Annotated in this window: 21 protein-coding genes and 1 pseudogene; 13 read left to right on the top strand and 9 right to left on the bottom strand. The window is 43.5% G+C overall.

Annotation, left to right across the window (positions count from 1 at the left end; translation table 11 throughout):
* Both BSAG_RS18150 and BSAG_RS18155 read left to right on the top strand, forming a co-directional pair.
* The coding region (locus BSAG_RS18150; protein ID WP_008997370.1) for a transposase at window positions 1-229 on the top strand (229 nt) is incomplete at its 5' end.
* A gap of 198 nt (window positions 230-427) precedes the next feature.
* Entirely contained in the window at window positions 428-1594 is a 1167-nt protein-coding gene (locus BSAG_RS18155) for a hypothetical protein (RefSeq protein ID WP_004314303.1), read from the top strand.
* Between the two features lie 60 nt (window positions 1595-1654).
* On the opposite strand, the pseudogene BSAG_RS24865 reads toward BSAG_RS18155, so the two are convergent.
* Window positions 1655-2995: pseudogene (locus tag BSAG_RS24865) on the bottom strand (sigma-54-dependent transcriptional regulator).
* Window positions 2996-3124: 129 nt separating this feature from the next.
* On the opposite strand from BSAG_RS24865, the gene BSAG_RS18160 reads away from it, so the two are divergent.
* From BSAG_RS18160 to BSAG_RS18175, 4 genes are all read left to right on the top strand, one after another.
* The gene (locus tag BSAG_RS18160) at window positions 3125-5650 is read left to right on the top strand and encodes an FAD-dependent oxidoreductase (RefSeq protein ID WP_008771272.1); all 2526 of its coding nucleotides are present in this window, start codon (window positions 3125-3127) and stop codon (window positions 5648-5650) included.
* A 31-nt stretch (window positions 5651-5681) separates the two neighbouring features.
* A complete protein-coding gene (locus BSAG_RS18165) occupies window positions 5682-6032 on the top strand; it encodes a winged helix DNA-binding protein (protein WP_004314299.1) in 351 nt (116 codons plus the stop codon).
* Between the two features lie 227 nt (window positions 6033-6259).
* Window positions 6260-6895 (top strand): DUF4136 domain-containing protein, encoded by a 636-nt coding sequence (locus BSAG_RS18170; RefSeq protein ID WP_004314298.1) that lies wholly within the window; start codon window positions 6260-6262, stop codon window positions 6893-6895.
* Between the two features lie 15 nt (window positions 6896-6910).
* Window positions 6911-7537 carry an outer membrane beta-barrel protein gene (locus BSAG_RS18175; RefSeq protein WP_008019936.1) on the top strand — a complete coding sequence of 209 codons (627 nt, stop codon included), beginning with the start codon at window positions 6911-6913 and terminating at the stop codon, window positions 7535-7537.
* A gap of 88 nt (window positions 7538-7625) precedes the next feature.
* Here the strand turns inward: BSAG_RS18175 and BSAG_RS18180 are convergent, their stop codons facing one another.
* From BSAG_RS18180 to BSAG_RS18190, 3 genes are read right to left on the bottom strand one after another with little or no spacing between them, the layout of a single operon-like run.
* Window positions 7626-10637 (bottom strand): glycoside hydrolase family 3 N-terminal domain-containing protein, encoded by a 3012-nt coding sequence (locus BSAG_RS18180; RefSeq protein WP_004315011.1) that lies wholly within the window; start codon window positions 10635-10637, stop codon window positions 7626-7628.
* Window positions 10634-11473: a bifunctional metallophosphatase/5'-nucleotidase gene (locus tag BSAG_RS18185; RefSeq protein WP_004315010.1), complete on the bottom strand. Its 840-nt coding sequence runs from the start codon at window positions 11471-11473 to the stop codon at window positions 10634-10636. The genes BSAG_RS18180 and BSAG_RS18185 overlap by 4 nt, the downstream gene beginning before the upstream one ends.
* 25 nt (window positions 11474-11498) lie before the next feature.
* On the bottom strand, window positions 11499-12284 hold the full coding sequence (locus tag BSAG_RS18190; RefSeq protein WP_004315009.1) for a 5'-nucleotidase C-terminal domain-containing protein: 786 nt from the start codon (window positions 12282-12284) through the stop codon (window positions 11499-11501).
* Window positions 12285-12439: 155 nt separating this feature from the next.
* Here BSAG_RS18190 and rplS point away from each other — a divergent pair, with 155 nt between their 5' ends.
* A complete protein-coding gene (gene rplS, locus BSAG_RS18195) occupies window positions 12440-12793 on the top strand; it encodes a 50S ribosomal protein L19 (protein WP_004315008.1) in 354 nt (117 codons plus the stop codon).
* A gap of 316 nt (window positions 12794-13109) precedes the next feature.
* On the opposite strand, the gene BSAG_RS18200 is transcribed toward rplS, so the two are convergent.
* The gene (locus BSAG_RS18200; protein WP_004315007.1) at window positions 13110-14090 is read right to left on the bottom strand and encodes an ROK family protein; all 981 of its coding nucleotides are present in this window, start codon (window positions 14088-14090) and stop codon (window positions 13110-13112) included.
* A gap of 179 nt (window positions 14091-14269) precedes the next feature.
* Here BSAG_RS18200 and BSAG_RS18205 point away from each other — a divergent pair, with 179 nt between their 5' ends.
* The 6 genes from BSAG_RS18205 to msrB all read left to right on the top strand — a co-directional run bounded on the left by BSAG_RS18205 (window position 14270) and on the right by msrB (window position 21205).
* Window positions 14270-14986, top strand: a complete 717-nt coding sequence (locus tag BSAG_RS18205) for an ABC transporter ATP-binding protein (RefSeq protein WP_004315006.1) — start codon at window positions 14270-14272, stop codon at window positions 14984-14986.
* 83 nt (window positions 14987-15069) lie between these two features.
* Window positions 15070-16329 carry an ABC transporter permease gene (locus BSAG_RS18210; RefSeq protein ID WP_004315005.1) on the top strand — a complete coding sequence of 420 codons (1260 nt, stop codon included), beginning with the start codon at window positions 15070-15072 and terminating at the stop codon, window positions 16327-16329.
* Between the two features lie 4 nt (window positions 16330-16333).
* Window positions 16334-17575 carry an ABC transporter permease gene (locus BSAG_RS18215; protein WP_004315004.1) on the top strand — a complete coding sequence of 414 codons (1242 nt, stop codon included), beginning with the start codon at window positions 16334-16336 and terminating at the stop codon, window positions 17573-17575.
* Window positions 17576-17631: 56 nt separating this feature from the next.
* Window positions 17632-18732, top strand: a complete 1101-nt coding sequence (locus BSAG_RS18220) for an efflux RND transporter periplasmic adaptor subunit (protein ID WP_004315003.1) — start codon at window positions 17632-17634, stop codon at window positions 18730-18732.
* Window positions 18733-18751: 19 nt separating this feature from the next.
* Window positions 18752-20092 carry a TolC family protein gene (locus BSAG_RS18225; RefSeq protein ID WP_004315002.1) on the top strand — a complete coding sequence of 447 codons (1341 nt, stop codon included), beginning with the start codon at window positions 18752-18754 and terminating at the stop codon, window positions 20090-20092.
* An 84-nt stretch (window positions 20093-20176) separates the two neighbouring features.
* Window positions 20177-21205, top strand: coding sequence for a peptide-methionine (R)-S-oxide reductase MsrB (msrB, locus tag BSAG_RS18230; RefSeq protein WP_004315001.1), 1029 nt, complete (start codon window positions 20177-20179; stop codon window positions 21203-21205).
* A gap of 142 nt (window positions 21206-21347) precedes the next feature.
* Here the strand turns inward: msrB and BSAG_RS18235 are convergent, their stop codons facing one another.
* The 4 genes from BSAG_RS18235 to BSAG_RS18250 all read right to left on the bottom strand — a co-directional run bounded on the left by BSAG_RS18235 (window position 21348) and on the right by BSAG_RS18250 (window position 25787).
* Window positions 21348-21863: a DUF3836 domain-containing protein gene (locus BSAG_RS18235; protein WP_004315000.1), complete on the bottom strand. Its 516-nt coding sequence runs from the start codon at window positions 21861-21863 to the stop codon at window positions 21348-21350.
* Window positions 21864-22125: 262 nt separating this feature from the next.
* Window positions 22126-23586, bottom strand: coding sequence for a hypothetical protein (locus BSAG_RS18240; RefSeq protein WP_004314999.1), 1461 nt, complete (start codon window positions 23584-23586; stop codon window positions 22126-22128).
* 75 nt (window positions 23587-23661) lie between these two features.
* Entirely contained in the window at window positions 23662-24555 is an 894-nt protein-coding gene (locus BSAG_RS18245; RefSeq protein ID WP_004314998.1) for a hypothetical protein, read from the bottom strand.
* Between the two features lie 2 nt (window positions 24556-24557).
* A complete protein-coding gene (locus tag BSAG_RS18250) occupies window positions 24558-25787 on the bottom strand; it encodes a hypothetical protein (RefSeq protein ID WP_008026214.1) in 1230 nt (409 codons plus the stop codon).
* Window positions 25788-25815: the final 28 nt, after the last annotated feature.

The following is a 25815-nucleotide window of genomic DNA, read 5'->3' as shown; positions in this document are numbered from 1 at the left end:
GGATATTAGAAAGTGGATTGAAAAAGCGAAGGCAACACGGAATATGGCACTGACGAACTTTGCATATGGTATTGAAAAAGACTGGGAGGCAGTACAGGCAGCTATTGATATCCCCTTTAATAACGGATTACTGGAGGGGACAGTGAATAAAATTAAAGCGGTAAAAAGGCAGATGTACAATAGGGCAGGAAGTAAACTACTGAGAGCCAAGATTCTTTATTCACAATAGAAGAAGTACCACCAAATTTGACGAAGAACCACTTATAGTAAAGAAATGTATTAAAAACATTGATTGCAACATTAACAGATTGATTTATACAGATATACCATATTCTAAAGCTAAGGAATGATTCTTAAATATCTTTCTCTTTTGAAAAAAGGCATATCATTTTGAAAAGAGTAGTAACCAATAAATAACCAGATAACAATGAAAGTTTGTAAATTCGAGAAAATTAAAGATGAGGATGAAATGAAGCAAGTAATCAATTGTATTCAGAAAGAACATCCTTATGTAGCTGTAGTCCCTATATTGGCACAATTACAGGAGTGGTTACAGGCTATTTCCAGCAGTTGGTTTCACGAAGAAGATGAAGCTTCTCATGCCACAGTCAATGCCATCGAAGCATATTGCTGTACCCTTGCCAATCATCTCATTACAGATTCGCACTTAAATCAGGAAATTAAGAACCGGATTCTGGAGTGCATAAAGAAAATACATATACTTGTAGAAGACAAAGCAGATTTGCTGATTGATAAAATGATAAAAGCGGAAATATACGGATTATCCAGCGATTTATTCACTTATTGCTTACGTCAACAGGGTCTTCGTGCCCAAACATTAGATACCGGCAAACTTATACAGATCAACCTGGAAAGAAAGCCGGACATCCCATATATTCAGGAATCTATCCAACAATACATTGACGAGAACCGGAATGTAGATATTTTTATCGCCCCACTTTCCATTTGCAGGAATGTGTATGGTGAAATAGACTTCATGAGCGAACAACGCAATGATTACTATGCAACAGTGCTTGCCACCCTATTCAAAGCGGACGAAATACTGTTATCCACCCCTATCAACCATATCTACGCAAACCGGAATTGTCTGCGAGAACAACATTCACTAACTTACATAGAAGCCGAACAACTGATTAACAGCGGAGTACACCTGCTCTACGCAGATTGTATCACCCTTGCGGCACGCTCTAATATAGTTATCCGCCTAACCGATACACACGATCTGTCAACAGAACGCCTCTATATATCTTCCCATGACACAGGCAACAGTGTCAAGGCCATTCTCTCACAGGATTCGGCTACCTTTGTACGTTTTACCTCATTGAATGTATTGCCCGGATATTTGTTTATGGGTAAGATATTGGAAGTTATCAACAAATATCAAATCAATGTCATCTCAATGGCCTCATCCAATGTATCTATCTCGATGATGCTGACAGCCAGCCGGGACACCCTGCGAATCATTGAAAGGGAACTACACAAATATGCCGAAATGGTTATGGACGAAAATATGTCTGTAATACATATCATCGGCTCACACTATCTGTGCACAGCACAGATAAAAACAAACTAATCAGTTCGCTATCCAAACAATTTCTCGAAAGCCAGTGCGTGGCCTGATTAAAATGTATATTCAGATTTTATATTCCTCTATCTTCCGATACAACGTAGTAAGTCCGATTTTCAACAAGCGGGCAGCTTCCGTTTTATTCCCTTTCGTATATTCCAACACACGCGCAATATGCCTGCGCTCCATTGCAGCCAGTTCAAAACGACCTGTACTATCGTCCGAACATTCATAATGAGTGTTCTGGATTTCCAAAGGAAGGTCGCAGATATCCAGCCGTCCACCTTCGCAAACAATCAGGCTACGCTCAATCACATTTCTCAACTCACGGATGTTCCCTTTCCATGGCTGTTGTTCCAGCGCTTCCAGAAAAGCAGGAGGCATCTCATTGATGGCATACGAAAGTTTTTCGGAGAAACTTTTGGCAAAAGCAGTTGCAAGAATTCTGATATCACCGGTACGTTCACGAAGCGAAGGAAGATGCACCTGAAAAACCGAAAGACGATAAAACAAGTCTTCACGGAAATGTCCTGCTTTGATCTCCTCCTACAGGTTGCGGTTGGTAGCAGCAATGATACGCACATTGACTCTTGTCGGCTTGGTATCACCGATCTTTATATATTCTCCTGTTTCAAGGATACGCAGTAACTTTGCCTGCAATTCGAAAGCCATCTCTCCGATTTCATCCAGAAAGATCGTTCCGTTATTGGCCTCTTCAAAAAGCCCTTTCTTATCTTTCAACGCACCGGTAAACGAACCTGCCTTATGTCCGAACATCTCGCTTTCGAGCAGTTCTTTGCTGAAAGACGAACAGTTGACCGCCACAAAATTCTGTTTGCTCCGCTTGCTGTTATAATGTATAGCCTGCGCAAAGACCTCCTTTCCTGTTCCGGTTTCTCCGGTCAGCAATACGGGAACATCTGTCACAGACACCTTCTGCGCCAAAGACACCGACTCTTTCAGCACTTTTGACTCCCCCAGGATAGAATCGAACGAGTACATTTGCCCGACCTTCTTTTCCAGTTTTTCGAGACGGACATTCATTTTTGCTTTCTCTACGGCACGACTAATGAGAGGGATAATCTTGTTATTATCGTCTCCTTTCGTTATATAATCAAACGCACCGTTTTTAATAGCCTGCACCCCGTCGGGAATATTGCCGTGAGCAGTAAGAAGAATCACTTCCACATTGGGAGCTATTTTTTTGATATTCAAAACCAGATCCACTCCGTTTCCATCAGGAAGAAAAACATCACATAAAGCTACGTCGGGCGATTGAATTTCCAGTTGTTTGATGGCAGTTTTGCAATCACCTGCCTGACACACTTCATAGCCCTCAAGTTCCAGCATACGAGCTAAAAGGCTGCGAATCTGGACTTCATCGTCAATAATAAGAATTTTATTCATACAATTTGTCTACATTAAATAGAAGAATGAAAAACAGGGTGCGCAAATATAGTTTTTTTATCTGAATCCATGAACTTTTCTTCCATGCAGTTTGTTATTTCCACAGGAAACTATTTACACTATAAACAGATGAAAATAATTATTATTGGGGGAGTTGCAGGAGGAGCCACCACTGCTGCCCGAATCAGACGAGTAGATGAAACAGCAGAAATTATCCTTTTGGAAAAAGGAAAGTATATATCATACGCCAATTGCGGCCTTCCTTATTATATAGGAGGAGTGATAGAGGAACGGGATAAATTGTTCGTGCAAACGCCCGAAGCCTTCTCTACACGCTTCCGTGTAGATGTACGTACAGAAAACGAAGCGATTTTTATTGACCGGAAAAGAAAGACAGTGACCATCCGGCAAAGCAGTGAAGACACTTATGAGGAGAGCTATGATAAATTAGTCATCTCCACCGGAGCCTCCCCGGTACGTCCTCCTCTTCCGGGAATCGACCTTAGCGGAATCTTCACGTTAAGGAATGTCACCGACACGGATCGGATCAAAGAATATATCAAGAGCCACGCTCCGCGAAAAGCCGTTATCGTAGGAGCCGGATTTATCGGTCTGGAAATGGCGGAAAACTTACATACACAGGGAGCGAAAGTGTCGATTGTGGAAATGGGCAATCAAGTGATGGCTCCTATCGACTTCTCGATGGCATCGCTCGTCCACCAGCACTTGATGGATAAAGGAGTCAATCTTTATCTGGAACAAGCTGTCGCCTCTTTTAGCCGGGAGGGAAAAGGATTGAAAGTAACGTTCAAAAATGGTCAGTCCATTTCTGCCGATATCGTTATCCTGTCGATCGGAGTACGCCCGGAAACCAGTCTGGCACGAGCTGCCGAACTGACTATCGGCCCCGCAGGAGGTATTGCCGTGAATGATTACCTGCAAACGTCTGATGAATCGATTTATGCCATCGGTGACGCAATCGAGTTCCGCCATCCGATCACCGGAAAACCCTGGCTCAACTATCTTGCCGGACCTGCCAACCGTCAGGGACGCATCGTTGCAGACAACGTTCTCGGGGCAAAAATACCTTACGAAGGTTCTATCGGCACTTCAATCGCAAAAGTTTTCGACATGACCGTTGCTTCAACCGGTTTACCCGGCAAGCGCCTGCGCCAGGAAGAGATAGATTATATGTCATCTACCATCCATCCCGCCTCTCATGCCGGCTACTATCCGGATGCCATGCCGATGAGTATCAAAATCACTTTCGACAAAAAGACGGGAAGATTGTACGGCGGGCAAATCGTCGGTTACGACGGAGTGGACAAACGGATTGACGAACTCGCGCTTGTCATCAAACACGAGGGAACGATCTACGACCTGATGAAAGTGGAACAAGCGTATGCTCCTCCGTTCTCTTCGGCCAAAGATCCGGTAGCACTGGCAGGATATGTAGCGGAAGACATCATTACCGGCAAAACCAATCCGGTATATTGGAGAGAGTTGCGGGACATTGAAATGGAAAATAAGTTCCTCCTGGATGTCCGCACCCCGGACGAATATTCTTTAGGCAGCCTACCGGGTGCCGTGAATATTCCGCTGGATGAGCTTCGTGACCGGCTGGCCGAACTGCCGAAAGATAAAATGATTTATACCTTCTGCGCTGTCGGACTACGGGGCTATCTTGCCTACCGGATATTGACTCAACATGAATTTGACAAGGTGCGTAATCTCTCGGGAGGACTGAAGACTTATCGAGCCGCCACTGCTCCGATTATCATACGCGAAGAAAATGGAAATGAAATAGACGAATCACCCGAACAACAGGGAGGTAGTCCCCAAGTTGGGCAACCTGCGGTTGCTAAGGTTTCGGATACCACGGTTACTGCCACGGCTGCCGTCACCGCCGATGCCCTTGCAACCCCCGCTAAAACAGTTCGGGTAGACGCCTGCGGGTTACAATGTCCCGGCCCGATTTTGAAAATGAAAAAAACAATGGATACACTGGCTTCAGGCGAACGGGTGGAAATCACCTCAACCGATCCGGGATTTCCGCGTGACGCCGCCGCATGGTGCAGTTCAACGGGCAATCAACTGATTTCGAAAGACAGCTCCGGAGGAAAATCTGTTGTTGTCATAAAAAAAGGAGAACCAAAATCGTGCAATATTGTTACTTCATGTGAGGGCAAAGGAAAAACCTTTATCATGTTTAGTGATGATTTGGATAAAGCTTTGGCCACTTTTGTACTAGCAAACGGCGCAGCAGCTACGGGGCAGAAAGTCACCATCTTCTTTACGTTCTGGGGACTGAACGTCATCAAGAAGTTGCACAAACCGGAAACCGAAAAGGATATTTTCGGAAAAATGTTTGGCATGATGCTGCCTTCCAGCTCCAAAAAGCTGAAACTTTCTAAGATGAGTATGGGCGGAATAGGCGGAAAAATGATGCGGTATATCATGAACAAAAAAGGGATTGATTCACTGGAATCCCTGCGCCAGCAAGCGCTGGAAAACGGTGTGGAATTTATTGCTTGCCAGATGTCAATGGACGTGATGGGAGTCAAACAAGAAGAACTCCTGGACGAGGTGACCATTGGCGGCGTAGCAACGTATATGGAACGGGCGGATAACGCAAACGTTAATCTATTTATTTAAAAAATGAACAAATGAAATATTTAAATAAGGTATGAAAACAATATGTGCAATGCGTGATGTATTCAAAGCAATGGGAAACTTTGAAACAGCATTTGAAAAAATGTACCAGATAACGCTTAATGAAGCAATGATATTGTGTGCCCTTAAAGAGGCTTCGGACAAAGTGACGGCTACCAACCTGTCTAAACAAACCGAACTAAGCCCCTCACACACATCCAAAATGCTGCGGATACTGGAAGAAAAAGGACTAATCGTCCGATCACTCGGAAGTGAAGACCGGAGACAGATGTATTTCCATCTGACTCAATTGGGTAAACAACGGGTAACTGAACTGGAACTTGATAAGGTAGAAATACCGGATCTACTAAAACCTCTGTTTTAATAAACGGATTTTTCAAATAAATATCTGTAAATAATAAACGGTGAGCAAACTCCCTGATAATAGGGCAGAGCGCTCACCGTTTTTCTTTCCGCCGGGCCAAAGAAATATGTTAATTTTCCGGCAAAAGAAATTTCCACGCGAACCTTTTTCCACCTTTCTTGTTGTTTGTATCAAAAGCCCAAGGTACCTGGGCGTGATTTTTATATAACCTAAACATTATAAAAGATATGAAGAAATTAATTCCTATTTTATTGGCGGTCTTTGCACTCGCTTCATGTGAAAAAGACCCGGACATGGGTAAACTGGATGACAATTATCTGGTATACACTAACTACGACAAGAAAGCCGATTTCAAAGTTCCTACATTCTATCTGGCACCACAGATTCTGGTCATCAGTGATAGTAAAGAACCGGAATATCTCGAAGGTGAAGGCGCAGAACAAATTCTGGCAGCTTATACAGACAATATGGAAGCTAGAGGTTACGAAGCAGCAGCTGACCAGGAAAGCGCAGATCTTGGTATCCAGGTAAGCTACATCGCAAGTACTTATTATTTCACCAGCTACACACAACCTGAATGGTGGTGGGGTTATCCCGGATATTGGGGCCCTGGCTACTGGGGTGGCAACTGGGGTGGTGGATGGTACTACCCGTATGCAGTAACTTATAGTTATAGCACCAACTCCTTCCTGACAGAAATGGTGAACTTGAAAGCCGAACAGGGAGACAGTAAAAAACTGCCTGTTGTATGGACAAGTTATCTGACCGGATTTGAAACTGGTTCCAAAGCTATCAACCGTACTCTTGCAGTAGAAGCTGTCAACCAGTCATTTACACAGTCACCTTATCTTACTAACAAATAAACAACTACAACTGTTATGAAAACAAGAAAAAATATATACTTCAAGGTAGTAGCCTTGGCGGCTATTGCCATCGCCTTCGCCATGCCGGCTAAGGCACAGCTATCGGACAATGGATATGCAAATATCGACTGGCAGTTCAACGCTCCGCTAAGTAACAATTTTGCTGATAAAGCAAGCGGTTGGGGTATGAACTTCGAAGGTGGTTATTTCGTGACTCCTAACATCGGTTTGGGTCTTTTCCTCAACTATCACAGCAACCACGAATATGTAGGTCGCGAAACCTTCCAGATGGGCGCCGGTGAAGTGACTACCGATCAGCAACATACCATTTTCCAATTGCCTTTCGGTGCTGCTGCACGTTACCAGTGGAATCGTGGTGGAGCCTTTCAACCATACGTCAGTGCTAAATTAGGTGCTGAATATGCTAAAATCCGCTCTAATTTCAGCATGCTGGAAGCAAGAGAAAACAGTTGGGGATTCTATGCTTCTCCTGAAGTAGGTATCAATGTATTCCCATGGGTTTACGGACCGGGGTTGCACTTTGCTTTGTACTACAGCTATGGTACCAACAAGGCTGACGTACTGCATTACAGTGTAGATGGATTGAGCAACTTCGGCTTCCGCCTGGGTGTATCCTTCTAAGACTGGCTGACAACTATCAGAATATTACGTTAATAATAAAAAAGGTAAAAGGTAGCTTTTAATATAGGCACCTTTTACCTTTCTTTTTTTATTTTTTCTTCATCGCATCATAAATAGCTCCCTGTATTCGCTCACGAATGTGCAGTTGGTTCAGTTTGCGATTTGTCACATCCGGATAAATCCGGTTGCTAAGGAATACATAAACCAGTTCATTGACCGGATCTACCCATGCACATGTACCGGTAAAGCCGGTATGACCGTACACTCCGGCAGGTGCGGCAGGAGCACAATTTCCTTTCTTCGGATCATCAGCATCCGGTTTGTCAAAGCCCAAGCCACGCCGGCTGATCTTTGAAGTTTCCGTAGTAAACAACTGGCAGGTTTCTTTGCTTAGATAGCGTTGACCGTCTATTTCTCCTCCATTCAGCAACATCTGATAAACGCGGGCTACATCACGGGCAGTAGAGAAAAGTCCGGCATTCCCGGCCAATCCGCCAAAGAAAGCGGAAGCCTCATCATGCACAAATCCCTGCAAAGTCTCTTTACGCAAGAAACGGTCTTTGTTGGAAGGGACAATTTCCGATTTGGCAAAACGGCGTAAAGGCAAGTAGCCTGTATGCTCCAACCCCATCGGTTCGTAAAACTCACGTTGCAGATAGGCTTCCATAGGCATACCGGCCAGTTGTTCTACCAACATACCCAACAGAATAAATCCGACATCACTATATACATAGCGTTTCTGCTTTAACGGAGCTTCCATTATTTTCTCTTCCATCACCTTCCGGAAGGAACGGTTTAACCACAAGCTATCACAGATTTGAACAGTGTAATCACCAGTCTTGACGGGAGAGACGTATTCACTTTTGAATTTGAACTTCGGATTCGCCCATGAAGTCGTTCCCAACTGTAACGGATGATGCGCGTCTTTGCGTGCGCTGAACAATCTTCCGTCATAACTATCTTTATCAATGGCTTCTTGGTAGAAAGGAATCCAGGAAGGTAAACCGGACTGATGATACAGGATTTCCTGAATCGTTATATCTTTCTTATCAGTACGTTGCAAAAACGGTAAATGATCCGAAATCTTATCTGTCAGATTGAAACGTCCCTTATCGTAGAGTTTCATGATGGCAAGCAAAGTGCCCGTCGTCTTTGATAGGGAAGCCAAATCGTAGATACTGGTAGATTCGACACGCGGACTTCCTTTACCCGCATAAGTGCCGAAAGATTTGTCGAACATGCTATGGCCGTTTTTCAACACTACCACCTGGCAACCGGGATAAGCTCCTTGGCGAATACCGTCTAATGCGATAGAATCGATGCGTTTCAGATGAGTGGAAGAAAGCCCATATTCTTCCGGCACGAAATGCAATGGCGTCTTGGGGGTAATGGTCACTCCTGCTCCCGTTGGAAACAGTTCTCCCAAGCTTGCCGACAACTGTCCGTCTGCGGATGCCTTGGCAAATAACACATCTGCGACCTGACGCTGCACGTCTACATTGTAACTATGTCCCAACACGACTGCCGAAGCATGAGACACGGCCCGCTGAATCTGCAACATCATCTTCCCCGGAGTGAAAAACAGATAAATAGCCGGACTTTGAGGAGCAAACTTCGCAAAGAAAGGCTGATAAGACGCCAAGCGCTGTTCGCTAACGGCTACAATGATTCGTTTATAGGTAGACAGAGAATCACGCAACCGTTGATTTTCCTCTTCTGTCTGATTGGCACGAAGGCAAAAGCGAGCTAAAGAGGTATAACGGGAAAGTTGTTTGGCCAATACATCAGTTTTTCCAGGATTTCCCACTTCGAGCAGTGCAATCTTCTGTTCCTTGTCTGTATGTAGAGGAAGGATATGATTCTTGTTATTCAAAACGGTTATTGCCGCTAAATTCAACCGACGAACCAGGTCACGTGTCTGCGGACTGTTAATGCGTTGTTCCAGACCGGATAATTGTACATACGATTTCTTCTTAAGTCCCAACACATATTTATAAGTCAAGACTTTGCGGCATTTGCTTTCAATCTCTTCACGGCTTAGTTCCCCTTTTTCAACAGCTGCCAGTACGGCCGGTATCTCTTCCTTCAGGTTACGGGGAGACAGTACCATGTCATTACCTGCTTTCAAAGCCTGCAAACTGACATTTCCATTTCCTGCCACACCTTTCATGGCAAGCGCGTCGGTAAATATCAGCCCTTTGAACGCCAGTTCATCGGTCAGCAAATCATACACGACATTGCGGGACAAGGAAGACGGAAGTCCGCCAATAGGTTCAATCACCGGAACTTGCAGATGCCCCACCATCATACCGCCCAGTCCGGCACGGATGGCCTCTTTAAAAGGATAAAGCTCCACACTATCCAGACGCTCGCGAGTGAAAGGAAGTACCGGAAGCGCTTTATGCGAATCGACATCGGTATCCCCGTGTCCGGGAAAGTGTTTGCACACAGATAACACCCCTCCACTTTCCAAACCGGAAGCATAAGCGATAACCTTATCAGCCACCTGTATCGGATCTTCTCCAAAAGAACGGGTATTGATTACGGGATTTTCAGGATTTATATTCACGTCCGCCACCGGAGCAAAGTTGACCTGTACTCCAATCTGTCGGCATTGACGAGCAACTTCACGCCCGTATTCATAGAGCAGCTTGTTGTCACGGATACATCCCAATACCATATTCCGTGGAAAAACAGGCATACCACGCAAACGCATGGCCAGTCCCCATTCTCCATCAAAGGTAATCATCAAAGGGACTTTTGCCTGCCGTTGCGCCCGGTTTGTCAGTTCAACCTGATTTTGCATCTTCCCACCGGAAAAGAGAAGTCCGCCCACTTTATAGGTGTCGATTACTTCGCGCAACAGTTCCAGATTTCGTTTGGTATCTACCGGGGCAATGGTATAGATGAACAACTGCCCTACCTTTTCTTTAAAGGAAAGCTTATCCATAACCGAATCAACCCAGTGCCGGCAGTCTTTGTCCTGAAGGGCTTTATACACCAGCAGAGGTTCAACGGTTGTAGCATTCTGCGCCGGACTTGAAACCGTGCCGGCCGCAATAAGGAATAAAAGCGTTACTATTGAGGGGATTATCTTCATTTATGTTTCAAAGTCAAATCGAGACGGCCTACACGAACACCATTTTTTCCCGTGTGCATAACAGGCACCTCTTTTCCGTCCATATTCAAGTATGTTTTGGGGCCTTTCATAAATGTATGAGAGTGCCCGCCCAGAATCACGTCGATATTGCGTGTTCCGGCAACCAGATGTTCATCCATTTGAATGCCCAGATGAGACAGGCATACTACCAAATCACAACCTTCTTCGTCTTTCAACAAAGCAGCTATTTCGTTGGATACGCGGACAGGATCTTCATAAACGACTCCTTCGCATTTATTAGCCTGAATCATCCCTTCCGGTTGGGTTCCAAGACCAAACACACCAATTCTCAAACCATATTTCTCAAGAACGACGTAGGGTTTAACTATATCTTTCAATACCGTAGCATCCAGATTATAGTTGGCACAAACGACCGGGAAATTAGCCATCTTGAAAATACGTTCCATATTATCCACATCAAAATCAAACTCATGGTTACCGATAGTCATAGCGTCATAACCCATTTCATTCATTAGTTTAACTTCCACTTCTCCGCGGAACATATTATAATAAGGTGTCCCTTGAGAAATATCTCCGCAGTCGAAAAGCAGCACATTCTTATGCTCCTTGCGGAACTGTTCGAGAAAAGCAGCCCGGCGAAGAAAACCACCTTTATTATAGTATTCGTCCCCCTTCTGATTGACAGGTTCGATACGACTATGCACATCGCTTGTTTGTAAAATAATCACTTCTTTGGTATCCTTATCCTGCGCAAAGATTGAGAAAGTAAAGCTCAATGCAAGACATAACAGGAATAATATCTGAAATCTTTTCATATTCAATATTTTTAGATTCTCCTTTTTATTTTATGGTAATACGTCCATCCAGTTTAGAGGTAATCGCTTTGCCTTCGGCAGTCTGTTTGCGTACATAATCAAGAAATAGTCCGCGTAAGGTTGCGTCTTCGGGGCATACTCTCTTTTCCGCCTGCAGGAAAGCATCCATCCGTCCGTTTCCATCTGCCAGATAGTCGATAGTAGCCACCGTGTAGAGCTGGTCATCCTTTAGTGGTTTTTCACCGACAAAGGCGTTCAGCAACTTTCCATCTTTGGTGATTTCAAGACGGATACCGCTCACTCCTTCTCCGTGTAGAGATGCAATCGCTTCAAAAAGACGTCTCAAATCTGTTCCTTTCATAGTCAGTACGCAAAGAGAATTCTCAAAAGGAAGAATTTCAAACACATCGCCTACCGTAATATCTCCTTCGGGCAAGATATTACGCAAGCCGCCCATATTTACCAATCCCATATCAGCAGGTTTCCCCAACACCTGAACAGCCGCTTGCTGCAAAACACCTGCAACAAGGTTGGAAAGTAAACTTTCGGGACCTCCTTTGTCCATTTTCATCGCACTGGTGCCGATGACTTCATACATCATCGCATCCACCTTTTCCTTATAAGGCTTTAAGATTTCGGCAGCTTTCGCGTTGGGATGGGTATCCCAAACAGAATCAATCGTTATCATGCTGCCCTCTACTTTAGTTACTTCGTACTGAGCCGTAGTCTCGCGTGCGGTCCGGCAGGAAGTAAACAGGAAGCCTCCTGCCAACGCTGCCACCATCAGATACTTTGCATAAGTCTGTTTCATGTTCGCTATTTTTAGATATGCTACAAATATACAAAAACATTTGGCTATCTGGCAAATAATTCGTTACTTTGCACCGCTTTCGCGCAATCGCTGTCAAGAGAAGAGATACTTGGTATGTTGCGTTGTAACGATGAAACAATTTAATAATAACAACAATGGATTTAATTAAAATTGCAGAAGAAGCATTCGCTACCGGAAAACAGCACCCGAGCTTCAAAGCAGGAGACACTGTAACAGTAGCATATCGTATTATCGAGGGTAACAAAGAACGTGTACAGCTGTACCGTGGTGTTGTTATCAAAATCGCCGGTCACGGAGACAAAAAACGTTTTACTGTACGTAAAATGTCAGGAACTATAGGCGTAGAAAGAATTTTCCCAATCGAATCACCGGCTATCGATAGCATCGAAGTGAACAAGGTAGGTAAAGTTCGTCGCGCTAAATTGTACTACCTGCGCGCTCTTACTGGTAAGAAAGCTAGAATCAAAGAAAAAAGAGCTAACGGCTAAGCCGAACTTTTCGATTCGAAATAAAAAAGGGAACTTCATAATGAATGAAGTTCCCTTTTTTATTGCTACCATTCTCGCAAAGCTATTATCTGGGAAGTACATTTTCTCAACTATACTCACACCTGTGAGAAAAAATACTCATACCTATGAGAATATATTCCCATTAGTATGAGTATTATTTCTCATACTAGTGAGAATAAACCCTTTTCTGAATAGGCTGTAGATGCCTTGTAGATGGCGGAAAGGAATAATAAAACAAAGCCCCGAAAGTCATAGACTCCCGAGGCTTCATCACCTTTATTATAATAATGATATATTATTCTTTCAAATCTTTCAGTTCCCAAGCCAATGCACTGGCACCCAGTACAGCAGCATCAGAATCCTTCAATTCGGAAACGAGCAATTTCGTCTTACCTTTATAGATATTCAGGATATTATCATCAATGGCCTTCTGAATCGGTTTCATGATATAGTCACCGGACTTAGCCAAGCCACCGAACAATACAATGGCTTCAGGGCTGGAGAATGCAATAGCATCCGCCAAAGCTTCACCCAAGATATTACCTGTAAATTCGAAGATCTCCTGTGCCAATTTATCTCCTTGTACAGCTGCGTCATATACATCTTTTGAAGTAATGTTTTCTGCAGGAATGTTACGAAGCAAGCTGGCATCCGTACGAGCGGCAAGGAATTCGCGAGCTGTGCGAGCTACACCGGTAGCCGAACAGTAAGTTTCCAGACATCCCTTACGTCCACAACCGCAAAGACGACCATCGCGACGAGCGATCACGTGTCCTAATTCGCCTGCAAAACCGTCATGTCCATATACCATCTGGCCGTTGATAACAATACCACTACCCACACCGGTACCCAGTGTAATCATGATAAAGTCTTTCATACCACGGGCAGCGCCATAAGTCATTTCACCGATAGCAGCAGCATTTGCATCGTTTGTCAAAGCAGTGGGGATACCCAGTCTTTCTTCAAACATGGCAGCCAACGGAAGAATTCCTTTCCAAGGCAAGTTTGGAGCAAATTCAATCGTTCCCGTGTAATAGTTACCATTCGGAGCACCGATACCGATACCTCTGATTTTATCAACGCCACCATTAGCAATAATCAATGGAAGCAGGCTTTTACACACTTCATCAGCGTATTCTTCTACTGTAGGATAACCAGATGTTTTGATTGAACTGCTGGCAATAATAGTTCCGCGTGCGTCTACAATTCCAAAGACGGTATTCGTTCCGCCTATGTCAATACCTACTACGTAGGGCTTTTCCATGTTTGAATTCATGATACTTTTATTTAAAAGGGTTAGTTAATCATTAAGTTTACTGCACACAAATTACGTAAAGAAGATTGAGTCTACAAAATGTTTTTCAAAAAAAGTTCAACCTCTTTGCAACTTTTCGTATCTTGCAGCCGTCTAATAGTAGAAAATTATTAGAAAACAGAATCTAAATAAAGAAAATTGTGATACAACTAACAAACGTCAACAAGACCTACAACAACGGAGCGTCTCTCCATGTACTTAAAGGTATCAATCTCAATATCGAACAGGGAGAATTTGTTTCCATCATGGGAGCATCCGGGTCTGGGAAATCAACTTTACTCAATATATTGGGAATTCTCGACAACTACGACACCGGAGAGTATTATCTGAATAACGTACTCATCAAGAACTTAAGCGAAACCAAAGCTGCCGAATACCGGAATCGCATGATCGGATTTATCTTCCAGTCATTTAACCTGATTTCCTTTAAAGATGCCGTAGAGAATGTAGCACTTCCTTTATTTTATCAAGGGATAAGCCGCAAGAAGCGAAATGCACTTGCCTTGGAATATCTCGACCGTCTGGGTTTAAAAGACTGGGCACATCACATGCCCAACGAAATGAGTGGCGGTCAGAAACAACGTGTGGCAATCGCACGGGCTTTAATCACCCAACCGCAAATCATTCTGGCAGATGAGCCTACAGGAGCTTTGGACAGTAAAACTTCCGTGGAAGTGATGCAAATTCTGAAAGATCTTCATAAGCTGGGAATGACGATTGTAGTTGTCACCCACGAAAGCGGAGTTGCCAACCAAACAGACAAGATTATACACATCAAGGACGGGGTTATCGAACGCATTGAAGATAATATCGACCACGATGCCTCTCCGTTCGGCAAAGACGGTTTCATGAAATAAGTATTAATTCCATGCGGTCGCAGCGCAGCCTAATACTTAATACCTAATACTTAATACTTACTTATCACCTAATACTTAAAAAAATGATTGATATTTGGCAAGAAATATACAGTACCATCAAGCGTAACAAGCTAAGGACTTTTCTCACAGGATTTGCTGTGGCATGGGGTATCTTTATGCTGATCGTCCTGTTAGGCGCAGGAAACGGATTGATCCATGCATTCGAGCAATCGGCTTCCGAACGTGCCATGAACTCCATCAAGATTTTTCCGGGATGGACCAGCAAATCATACGATGGACTGAAAGAAGGAAGACGAGTGCAATTGGATAATAAAGACGTGGACGCTACCGACCATTATTTTCCGGACCATGTCATTAAAGCCGGGGCAACTGTGTGGCAAGGAGGTATTAACTTAAGTTTCGGACAAGAATACGTCAGTTTGAATCTTTCCGGCGTATATCCCAACCATACGGAAGTAGAAGTGGTGAAACTCTTCAAAGGACGTTTCATCAATGAAATTGATATTAAAGAGCGCCGGAAAGTAATTGTGCTCCATAAAAAGACAGCAGAGATTCTTTTCGATAAAACGCATACCGAGCCTATCGGGCAGTTTGTCAATGCCAGTAATGTGGTTTATCAGGTAGTAGGGCTGTATAATGATAAAGGAGACAGCGGAGACAGCGATGCTTACATCCCCTTCACCACCCTGCAAACGATTTACAACAAAGGAGACAAGTTGAATAACCTTGTCATGACTACCAAAAATCTGGAAACGATAGAAGCGAATGAAGCATTTGAAGCTCATTACCGCAAGGTGCTGGGGGCTAATCATCGCTTTGACCCGACAGATCATAGTGCTATCTGGATTTGGAACCGGTTTACCAACTACTTGCAACAGCAGCAAGGCTCGAACATGCTACGCATCGCTATCTGGGTGATCGGTATCTTCACACTGTTAAGCGGGATTGTAGGAGTATCCAACATTATGCTGATTACCGTAAAAGAACGTACCCGTGAATTCGGTATCCGCAAAGCTCTGGGTGCCAAGCCGCTTTCTATTCTCTGGCTGATTATCGTAGAGAGTGTCACCATTACCACGATATTCGGATATATAGGAATGGTGGCGGGCATCGGAGTGACCGAATGGATGAATAACGCCTTTGGCAATCAGACAATGGATACCGGAATGTGGACGGAAACTGTTTTCCTGAATCCGACAGTAGATATAAGAATCGCCATACAGGCTACACTCACATTAATAATAGCTGGTACGTTAGCCGGATTATTCCCTGCCCGAAAAGCAGTCAGCATCCGACCAATCGAAGCACTTAGAGCAGATTAAGACTATGAGAATAGACATGGATACCTGTGAGGAAATCCTCATTACCATTACAAGAAATAAAACGAGAAGCCTGCTGACTGCATTCGGTGTTTTCTGGGGAATCTTTATGCTCGTCGCCCTGATCGGCGGCGGACAAGGACTGGAAGGCATGATGAAAAAGAACTTTGAAGGATTCGCAACCAACTCCGGCTTCCTTGCCGCACAGAAAACGGGCGAAGCTTACAAAGGTTTCCGCAAAGGCAGGTGGTGGAATCTGGAAGCTATCGACATCGAACGTCTCCGCTCGAAGGTCAAAGATGTGGAGGTCATTACTCCTTCCATTGCCCGTTGGGGTTCCAAAGCTGTATACGAAGATAAGAAATACGATTGCAGCGTGAAAGGATTATATCCGGACTATCTCCACATCGAATCACAAGAAATGGCCTACGGCAGGTTTATCAACGAAGTGGATATACAGGAAGCACGTAAAGTGTGCGTTATCGGAAAACGTATCTATGAAAGCCTGTTCAAACCGGGAGAGGATCCTTGTGGAAAATACATACGTGTGGACGGAATTTATTATCAGGTGATCGGCATGTCTTCCTCCGAAGGGGATATGAACATACAGGGACGGGCTTCGGAAGCTGTCACCCTGCCTTTCACCACGATGCAGCAAACGTATAACTTAGGGGGACGGATCGACGTCATCTGCTTCACCGTGAAGCATGGAATCAAAGTGTCCGACGTACAACCGGAAATGGAGCAGATTATTAAAGCTGCGCATTATATCGCGCCTAACGACAAACAGGCACTTATGTACCTGAATGCGGAAGCGATGTTCTCGATGGTAGACAATCTGTTTACCGGTATCAATATACTGGTTTGGATGGTAGGATTGGGGACTCTGTTGGCAGGTGCCATCGGCGTATCTAATATTATGATGGTAACCGTGAAAGAACGTACCACCGAAATTGGTATCCGCCGGGCAATCGGCGCACGCCCCAAAGATATTCTGCAACAGATTCTATCGGAAAGTATGGTGCTTACTACTATTGCAGGAATGTGTGGAATCTCTTTTGCCGTCATGGTGTTGCAATTGGTAGAGATGGGAGCAAACGCCGATGGAGGAGACGTCCGTTTTCAGGTTACCTTCGGACTGGCAATCGGCACTTGTGCTCTTCTGATCGCACTGGGAATGTTGGCAGGTCTCGCACCTGCTTATCGGGCTATGGCTATCAAACCGATTGAAGCTATCCGCGACGAATAAAGAAGTGCGAGGGATTTCAATTATTAATCGTAAACAATAAAAATATAAATAAAGTCATGAAAAAGTATCTGAAAATCACATTATTGGTAGTCATTGCTATCATTCTTGTCGGAACATTCGTATTCCTTTATCAGAAGTCTAAACCCAAGGTAATCACTTACGAAATAGTAAAACCGGAAGTCACTGAGCTCCAAAAGACTACAGTAGCTACCGGAAAGGTGGAACCGAGAGACGAAATTTTAATCAAACCGCAGATTTCGGGTATTATCGACGAAGTGTACAAAGAAGCCGGACAAGCTGTGAAGAAAGGGGAAGTTATCGCCAAAGTAAAAGTAATCCCTGAACTCGGTCAACTGAATTCTGCGGAAAGCCGTGTGCGCTTGGCAGAGATTAATGCAACACAGGCAGAAACGGATTTTGCCCGTGTAAAGAAGTTGTACGAAGATCAGCTGATTAGCCGGGAAGAATATGAGAAAAGTGAAGTAGCCTTGAAACAGGCTCGTGAAGAGAGACAGACGGCTAAAGATAATCTGGAAATCGTAAAAGAAGGGATTACTAAAAACAGTGCATCGTTCAGTAGTACGATGATTCGTTCTACCATTGACGGGTTGATTTTGGATGTACCTGTAAAAGCCGGTAACTCTGTGATTATGAGTAACACGTTCAATGATGGAACCACGATTGCTACGGTAGCCAATATGAACGACATGATTTTCCGTGGTAATATTGATGAAACGGAAGTGGGACGTATCCACGAACAGATGCCGATCAAACTGACAATCGGAGCTTTGCAGAATCTGACTTTCAACGCCATTCTGGAATATATCTCTCCGAAAGGGGTAGAAACCAATGGTGCCAACCAATTTGAAATCAAGGCTGCAATTACCATTCCAGATTCCGTTCAGATTCGTTCCGGATATTCGGCTAATGCGGAAATCGTGTTGCAAAGGGCAAATCAAGTATTGGCAGTGCCCGAAAGCACTATTGAGTTTAATGGCGACTCTACATTTGTGTACATCATGACAGATTCAGTGCCCGAACAAAAGTTCCAGCGTACGCAGGTGACTGCCGGCATGAGTGATGGAATCAAGATAGAAATCAAGAAAGGAATAACTGCACAGGACAAAATACGGGGTGCAGAGAAAAAAGATAAATAATTTAGTTTGACCCATAACAATGAGAATAAAAATAGCAATCCTGTTCTTTGCGGGAGCAATCACTTGTTCCGCACAAGAAACTGAAGTTCCCTTACGTGATTACACATTACGGCAATGTATCGATTATGCCATCAGTCATAATATCACCGTTCGCCAATCTGCTAATAATGTAGAACAGAGTGCCGTTGATATAAGCACCGCCAAGTGGGCACGCTTGCCAAACCTAAATGGCTCTGCCGGACAAAACTGGCGCTGGGGACGTAACAGTGTGACAGAGACTGATAAAGATGGAAACCAATATCAAGTTTATAAGAACACATATAATTATGGAACCAATGCATCTCTTTCGACTGAAATTCCGCTTTTCACAGGTTTTGAGCTACCCAATCAATATGCGCTAGCCAAACTGAATTTTAAAGCAGCCATAGCCGATTTGGAGAAAGCCAAAGAAGATATAGCTATTCAGGTTGCTTCTGCGTATTTAAAAGTTCTGTTAACTCAGGAACTGAAACAAGTTGCAATCAATCAGGTTGAACTCAGCAAAGAACAGTCCAACCGAATCGCCCGCCTTTTTGAAGTAGGCAAAGCTTCCCCTTCAGAAGTAGCGGAAGCGAAAGCACGTGTTGCCCAAGACGAATTGAGCGTAACACAGTCCGATAATGATTACCAACTAGCGCTCCTTGATCTGAGCCAACTATTAGAATTAAGCAATCCGCACCTTCTCTCCATACAGAAGGCTGACACTACATTTGTCACTACCCTGCTGACACCTCCGGATGAAATTTACCAATATGCACTTACCAACAAACCAGAGATTCAAGCAGCACAATACAGATTATTGGGAAGTGAAAAAAGTATCCGTATTGCACAAAGCGGGTTCTATCCGAAACTCAATCTGGGTGGTAATTGGGGAACGGGGTTCTCTTCTGATTTAAAAAACAATTTCGGTACTCAAATGAGAGAAAATCGAAACAAAAGCATTGCATTCAGTCTCAGTGTACCTTTATTCAATCGGTTCGCTACTCGAAACCGCGTTCGTACAGCACGTTTACAACATTTCAATCAAAATCTGAAACTGGATAACGCAAAGAAAGTACTCTACAAAGAGATTCAACAGGCTTGGTATAATGCTCTAGCTGCAGAAAGCAAGTACAACTCCAGTGAGGTGGCAGTGAAAGCTAACGAAGAGTCTTTCCGCTTGATGAGTGAGAAATTCAATAATGGCAAGGCTACCTTTGTAGAATATAATGAAGCAAAACTTAATCTGACTAAATCTCTCTCTGATAAATTACAATCTAAATACGAGTATCTATTCCGGACTAAAATTCTGGATTTCTACAAAGGACAAGTCATTGAATAAAAAGAAATATATTTGAGTTTAGTATAGTAGTTCCTTCAAACATATCCGTTGGTTCATTCGTTATTATAGAAAGAACTAACGGATATGAAGTATTTTATCATCATAGTGATCGTAGTGATTAGTAATACATTTTTAGGAGTTGCTAAACCAATGAAAAATCAAGCAGAAATCTATTTTGCAGGAGGATGCTTCTGGGGAACAGAACATTTCCTGAAACAAATTCGAGGAGTAGAAAGTACTCAAGTAGGATATGCCAACAGTAATGTTGCCAACCCAAGTTATGAACAGGTCTGTTCAGGAAAAACCAATGCTGCGGAAACAGTAAAGGTGGTTTATGATCCTAAAACGGTAGATTTAAATTTGCTGCTCGATCTGTATTTCAAGACAATTGATCCTACCAGCCTCAACCGTCAGGGTAATGACCGGGGAACACAGTATAGAACCGGAATTTATTATATAAATAAAGAAGATCTTCCTGTCATTAACCAGGCTATTAAACTATTGTCTACACAATATAAGACTCCTATCGCTATAGAAGTAAAGCCATTGACTAATTTCTATCCGGCAGAGACTTACCATCAGGACTATCTGGATAAAAATCCGGGAGGATACTGCCATATCAATCCTGCTTTATTTGAAATGGCACGCAAAGCCAATGCACCGAAAACAAAAGTGTATCAAAAACCGGATGACTCAACCCTCCGCAAGGAACTGTCGGCGGAACAATATGCAGTAACCCAGAAGAATGCCACCGAACCGGCCTTCCACAATGAATACTGGAATGAGCATCGCCCAGGCATTTATGTTGATATTACCACCGGAGAGCCTTTGTTTGTTTCTACCGACAAGTTCGATTCGGGTTGCGGGTGGCCTAGCTTTTCCCAGCCGATTCAAAAAGATATCATCGCAGAGAAGAAAGATACTTCGCATGGCATGATACGTACGGAAGTACGCAGTAAAACCGGAGATGCACATCTGGGACATGTATTCACAGATGGTCCGAAAGAGAAAGGCGGATTACGCTATTGCATCAATAGCGCCTCCCTTCGTTTTATCCCGAAAGAGAAAATGAAAGAGGAAGGTTATGGAGAATATTTGCCGCTCGTTAAATAGGCACCGCACCGGAAAGTAATACAAATCAATATAAGCTGTTTATCAGATAAACAGAACGGTGGACTTCCTCATAGGGCAATCCACCGTTTTTAATGCAGTTAAATTAAGAGAGAGAAGGAGTTTCACAACTCCTAATTTATTTTTATCTGCTGGCAGTCAACAGAGTTGCTTCATTCGTTGCCGGAGTAGCCACGTTCATAGCCCAGTTCACACTAGATTCTTCAATCCATTTATCATTCCATTTATAGTTCATATAAGCTACCGGCATATTAGCGTCGTTCAATTCGTACACGCTCTTTTCAACAGCCGCATCGTAAGCTCTGTGAGAATCATTCCAACGTGCGTATACCAAAGTGATTTCATTAGAAGAATAAGTATAATCAATCTTGAAGTACGGCAGCCATTTGTCAGTGGAAGCATCCCATTTGAAAGCCTCTTTGGTAGCCATTCTCTTTTGATCGTCATAGGTAAAATCATATTTCATGTGGCGATAAAGAGAGCCATCTAATCTGTAAATCACCTTCAATACTACAAGATCACCTACTGTTTCTTCATTAGTAATGAAGTTATTGTTTTGTGCCTTCACTGTTGCATTAGAGATACCTGCAAATACCATAGCAACTAAAACGATCATTCTGAATAATACTGTAGTTTTCATAATTGTATATTTTTTATTTGTTCAACATTCTGTTTTTTGTTCTTCTGTTTATTAGACGGATCAAGTGTCTCAAACGGTTGCAACATTCTGAACTTTTTTCATGTTTCTTCGTTGTCCGCTTGCGACTATAGATATGCAACGAGCGTGCCAAAAAGATAACAAGCTAATAATCAGAAAGATTGCAAAACAGAATGGTGTACGAAAATGAACAGTTGTACGCTTAGAATCGAACAACCAATTAAAAAACGAACAAATAAATAAATTACTGACTAATAATGCTATTGAAAGAATGTTCGAAAGGTTCGTCATACAGTGATTTATATTCCCTGCAGAAGTGTTCATAGGTAGTCTTAGCCATATATTGCTTACGCATGAATACGTATGTGGCACATTTGAGTCTAAGTGCCGCTTCGTTCACGGAGTCGAACCGGAAGATAATATCGGATATTAATAGTTTGGTATCAAAAGCTTCATGCTCATCCAGTAAAGTGGCGTACTTTAATAAAGACTCAATAAGATTGTCTGCTATCCGGCTTTTAAAAGCGTCAAGCCACAGATAGTCACATTCATTCAGCAAGCCCCCCTTAGCAGTCAGTGCTGCAATGATTTTGATTCGTTCAGTTGTCAGGCTATCGGGACGAATCCGCTCCGGAAGACATTCATAGTAATCCACAAAAGCGTTCTTCTCAAATTGCACCCGCCAGTTACCCGAGATCTTGGAAATCGTACACCCGCCAACAGATTCTACCAGCACCCGCAACTTGGAAAGATTAACCGCCCGATTGTTTTTGGCACTTACATCATCTTTATCAAACCACAACATGGTAGTGAGTTCTTCCGACGATATTCCATTCTCCGCCGACCGCAAGATCAGCAAAACAAACAACTCACGCAAAAGCGGAGAAAAACGTTGCGAGACTTCTTCACCATTACGGTCAAAAACCTGCAATCCACCAAACAGATAAACGGCATTATAGCGGGGCAACCTGACCTTTTCTCCTTCATCGCCAAATGAAGTGAGTATTTCAACCCGGTTGCTTGCCTTCAACCTCTTCTGGCGCCTACGCCGCCAATGCATCCCCAGAAATACAATCATGTCCACCACTATAATCAACAGAATCCAATACCAGGCGGACAGATGTTGTTCTTCCTTTCCAACCGACAACAATTCAGCGTGCCTCTCAAGTAACTTCAAATGAGAACGTTTATCGCCAAGAATATGGAACCGATACCCCCGGTCCGAACGGATACCATGCGACGAAAAGGCATAAGAATGTCCATTTGCGGATATATAAACGGAGTCTGCCGGAAAATAAACCGAAAAGCCAACCGACATGGTATCGGTTGAGATTGAATCTTCCGGAGAACTGACCTGCACTTTCTCCACCTCCGAATTGCACACCCATAATAATTCGGTACCGGCTTGAGGAGAACGGGAAAGAATCAGATTATATAACTCTTTATCTGTACTTTCAATGCGCATCAGCGACTCAAACACCACTTTATCCTGTCCGGGAAGCATGACTTGCAATGTGATGACACTTCCCTTATCCAAGTAATTAAACTGCTTGGTATCAAGTATCTGATCTGCCTTGACACTCTTAATCTCTTCTGCTGAACGCACAGCACGCAGGGATACAGTGAAAAGGAGGCAGAATATCAATAATATAATCTTTTGCCCTGAAGAATAGAAGCCTTGTATATACGATGCCGATAGAAACATTTTAAATACCTGTGTCTGATGAATAGGTCAACAAAAATAAGCTATTTAACTGATGACTCAAAATTTTGGTCTTACTTAATAGAGTATTTTTGCTCCGGCTGCCGCCATTTTAGCATACTCGTGCGCAACACCTGTCACCTCATACTTATCCCAGTTCAACGAATAACCGCCTTTGACACTGATACGCTTTGCCTCCGAAAAATAATACTTACCACGCTGATATCTGTTTGCGCCTTGTGCTTCGGCACCGGTTGAAGTGTTCAGTCCGTTACGATCCGTATCTGCCGTACCCAAATGAACAATCAGTTTACGGGCAAGCAACGATGCTACTTGGGAAGAAGTCGCGACATCCGTATTTTTCAGGCCATAAGGATAAGCAACATCCACATCAGGTAGTGTATACCAGCCTGCGTTGGCACTCACTGCCCTGTCGACACGAGTATCGGGCATAAACGTCACATACCGGTGCACAAACTGCGCTCCGGCAGAATGTCCCCACATATCATATTTAGTCCGCGAAGCACCGGTATCTTTCCGGACAGTATCAAAAACAGACTCGATAAGCGAGAATGTCCATTCCGAACGGTCGAGCAGTGTATTTCCCTGAAACATACCGCCTTCGATATACTGTGCAGTAGAGTAAGTCTCCGTAGGAAACTCAAACACAAATACCATCACATTCCTATTGGACGCTTCTGTACGCCATGCATTCAGATAATCAGCAGCATTCCTTTCCAGTCCGGGAAATACAAACAACACCGGCATCTTTTTCATATCCCCGTTGGCAGGGATATGAAAATGTATGCGGACAGGACGATCAGCCAAAGGCGCATATCCGGAATATGTCACGATACCGTCTCCCGGGAGAAACTTGGAGGTTTCTCCCAAAGATTCTGATTCGTCGTCTTTAAAACAACTCGTCATCAATACGGCAATAAGTAAAATCAATAAGTTTGCTACACGCATCATTATCAAAAGAGAATATGAAGATTCAACTTAACCTGAAATTCCTTGGATCCTGCACCCACTAACTGATTGTATGAGGTATATGAACCGGCCAACTGCAACTTGAACGTATTATTATTGAAATATTTAGATGCGCCGAAAGTAATGTTATCCGCCTCACGCAAGACACTCTGCCCCGTCTCTTTCCATTCGGGGTTCACTTTACTATAAGCGACATCCAGTGCCCATAATTTACGGAAAAGATATCCGGCCTGTACATTGAGTCCATTTCCCAAAGCCAAGTAATTGGCTATCTGACGCGGTTTCAATTTTGCACCCTCATCCTTTTCTACATAAAGTCCGTTCAAGCCATTCGCCGTTGCATTGACATACTCTGCCAACAACGAGAAGCCATTCCACTTGAATAGTAAATCGGCCGACAGCTTACGATAGTCGGGATAATCCGCAGCACCTTCTTTATCATACATCTGAAAATCATTATGCCCTTCACCTACCATATTGCTGGCACCGACATTATAACTATATGCCACACCGATAGCCAGTTTAGGAGATTTCTCACGAATAAAGTCATTAAAGACCAACTCATTACCGCTCGTAAAGAAACCCAACGGATAAACAGTGACACGTCCGCCATATTTCAATCCGCCCAAATCCGGATCAGTACTTGAGGAGCCAAATGAATTGCGTCCGTCACCGGAAGTTACAGCAGCGCCTAAATCGAATCCTAACTTGCCAAGTGACAAGCGGCTTTCAACAAATAATCCCAATTCACGCCCTGTGCGGGAGAATGTACGATCCATCAACGAATGTTCACCGAAAGCAAGTCCCTGATCGAGCATCATCATTTGCCGGGTATTAGTAAAGGTCTGTTTCTGTCCGGCACTGATTTTCAATTGTTTCCAGGGAGCATACGAAACCCATGCATCCAATAAAGGATAAGAATCGGCAAAATCAGCTTGCAAGAAGAAGCCCAGTTTCTCATTCAGGAACGAACCTTCCAGGCTCAAATAAGCATGATCGATATCAAATCCATATTCCGACTCTGCGTTCTTTATATCTGTATAGTAACCGGAACCCTGAAGATAACCGCCAAAACGCAGTTTCTGACCGGGTGCTCTCAAGTTCAAGTCAAGCAAACCATCTTTCAGTTGCGGAAATGCCTCGTTTCCAATTGTCTGCGCATACAGACCAGTAGCCAAAATCAAGGAGAAAACTCCTATTATTATCTTTTTCATATCTTGTATTCTATTTATCGTCATTAAT

The sequence above is a fragment of the Bacteroides sp. D1 genome (assembly GCF_000157095.2).
Lineage (GTDB): Bacteria > Bacteroidota > Bacteroidia > Bacteroidales > Bacteroidaceae > Bacteroides > Bacteroides xylanisolvens.
The sequence above is the reverse complement of the archived record's forward strand: the minus strand, read 5'-3'. Positions and strand labels throughout refer to the sequence as shown.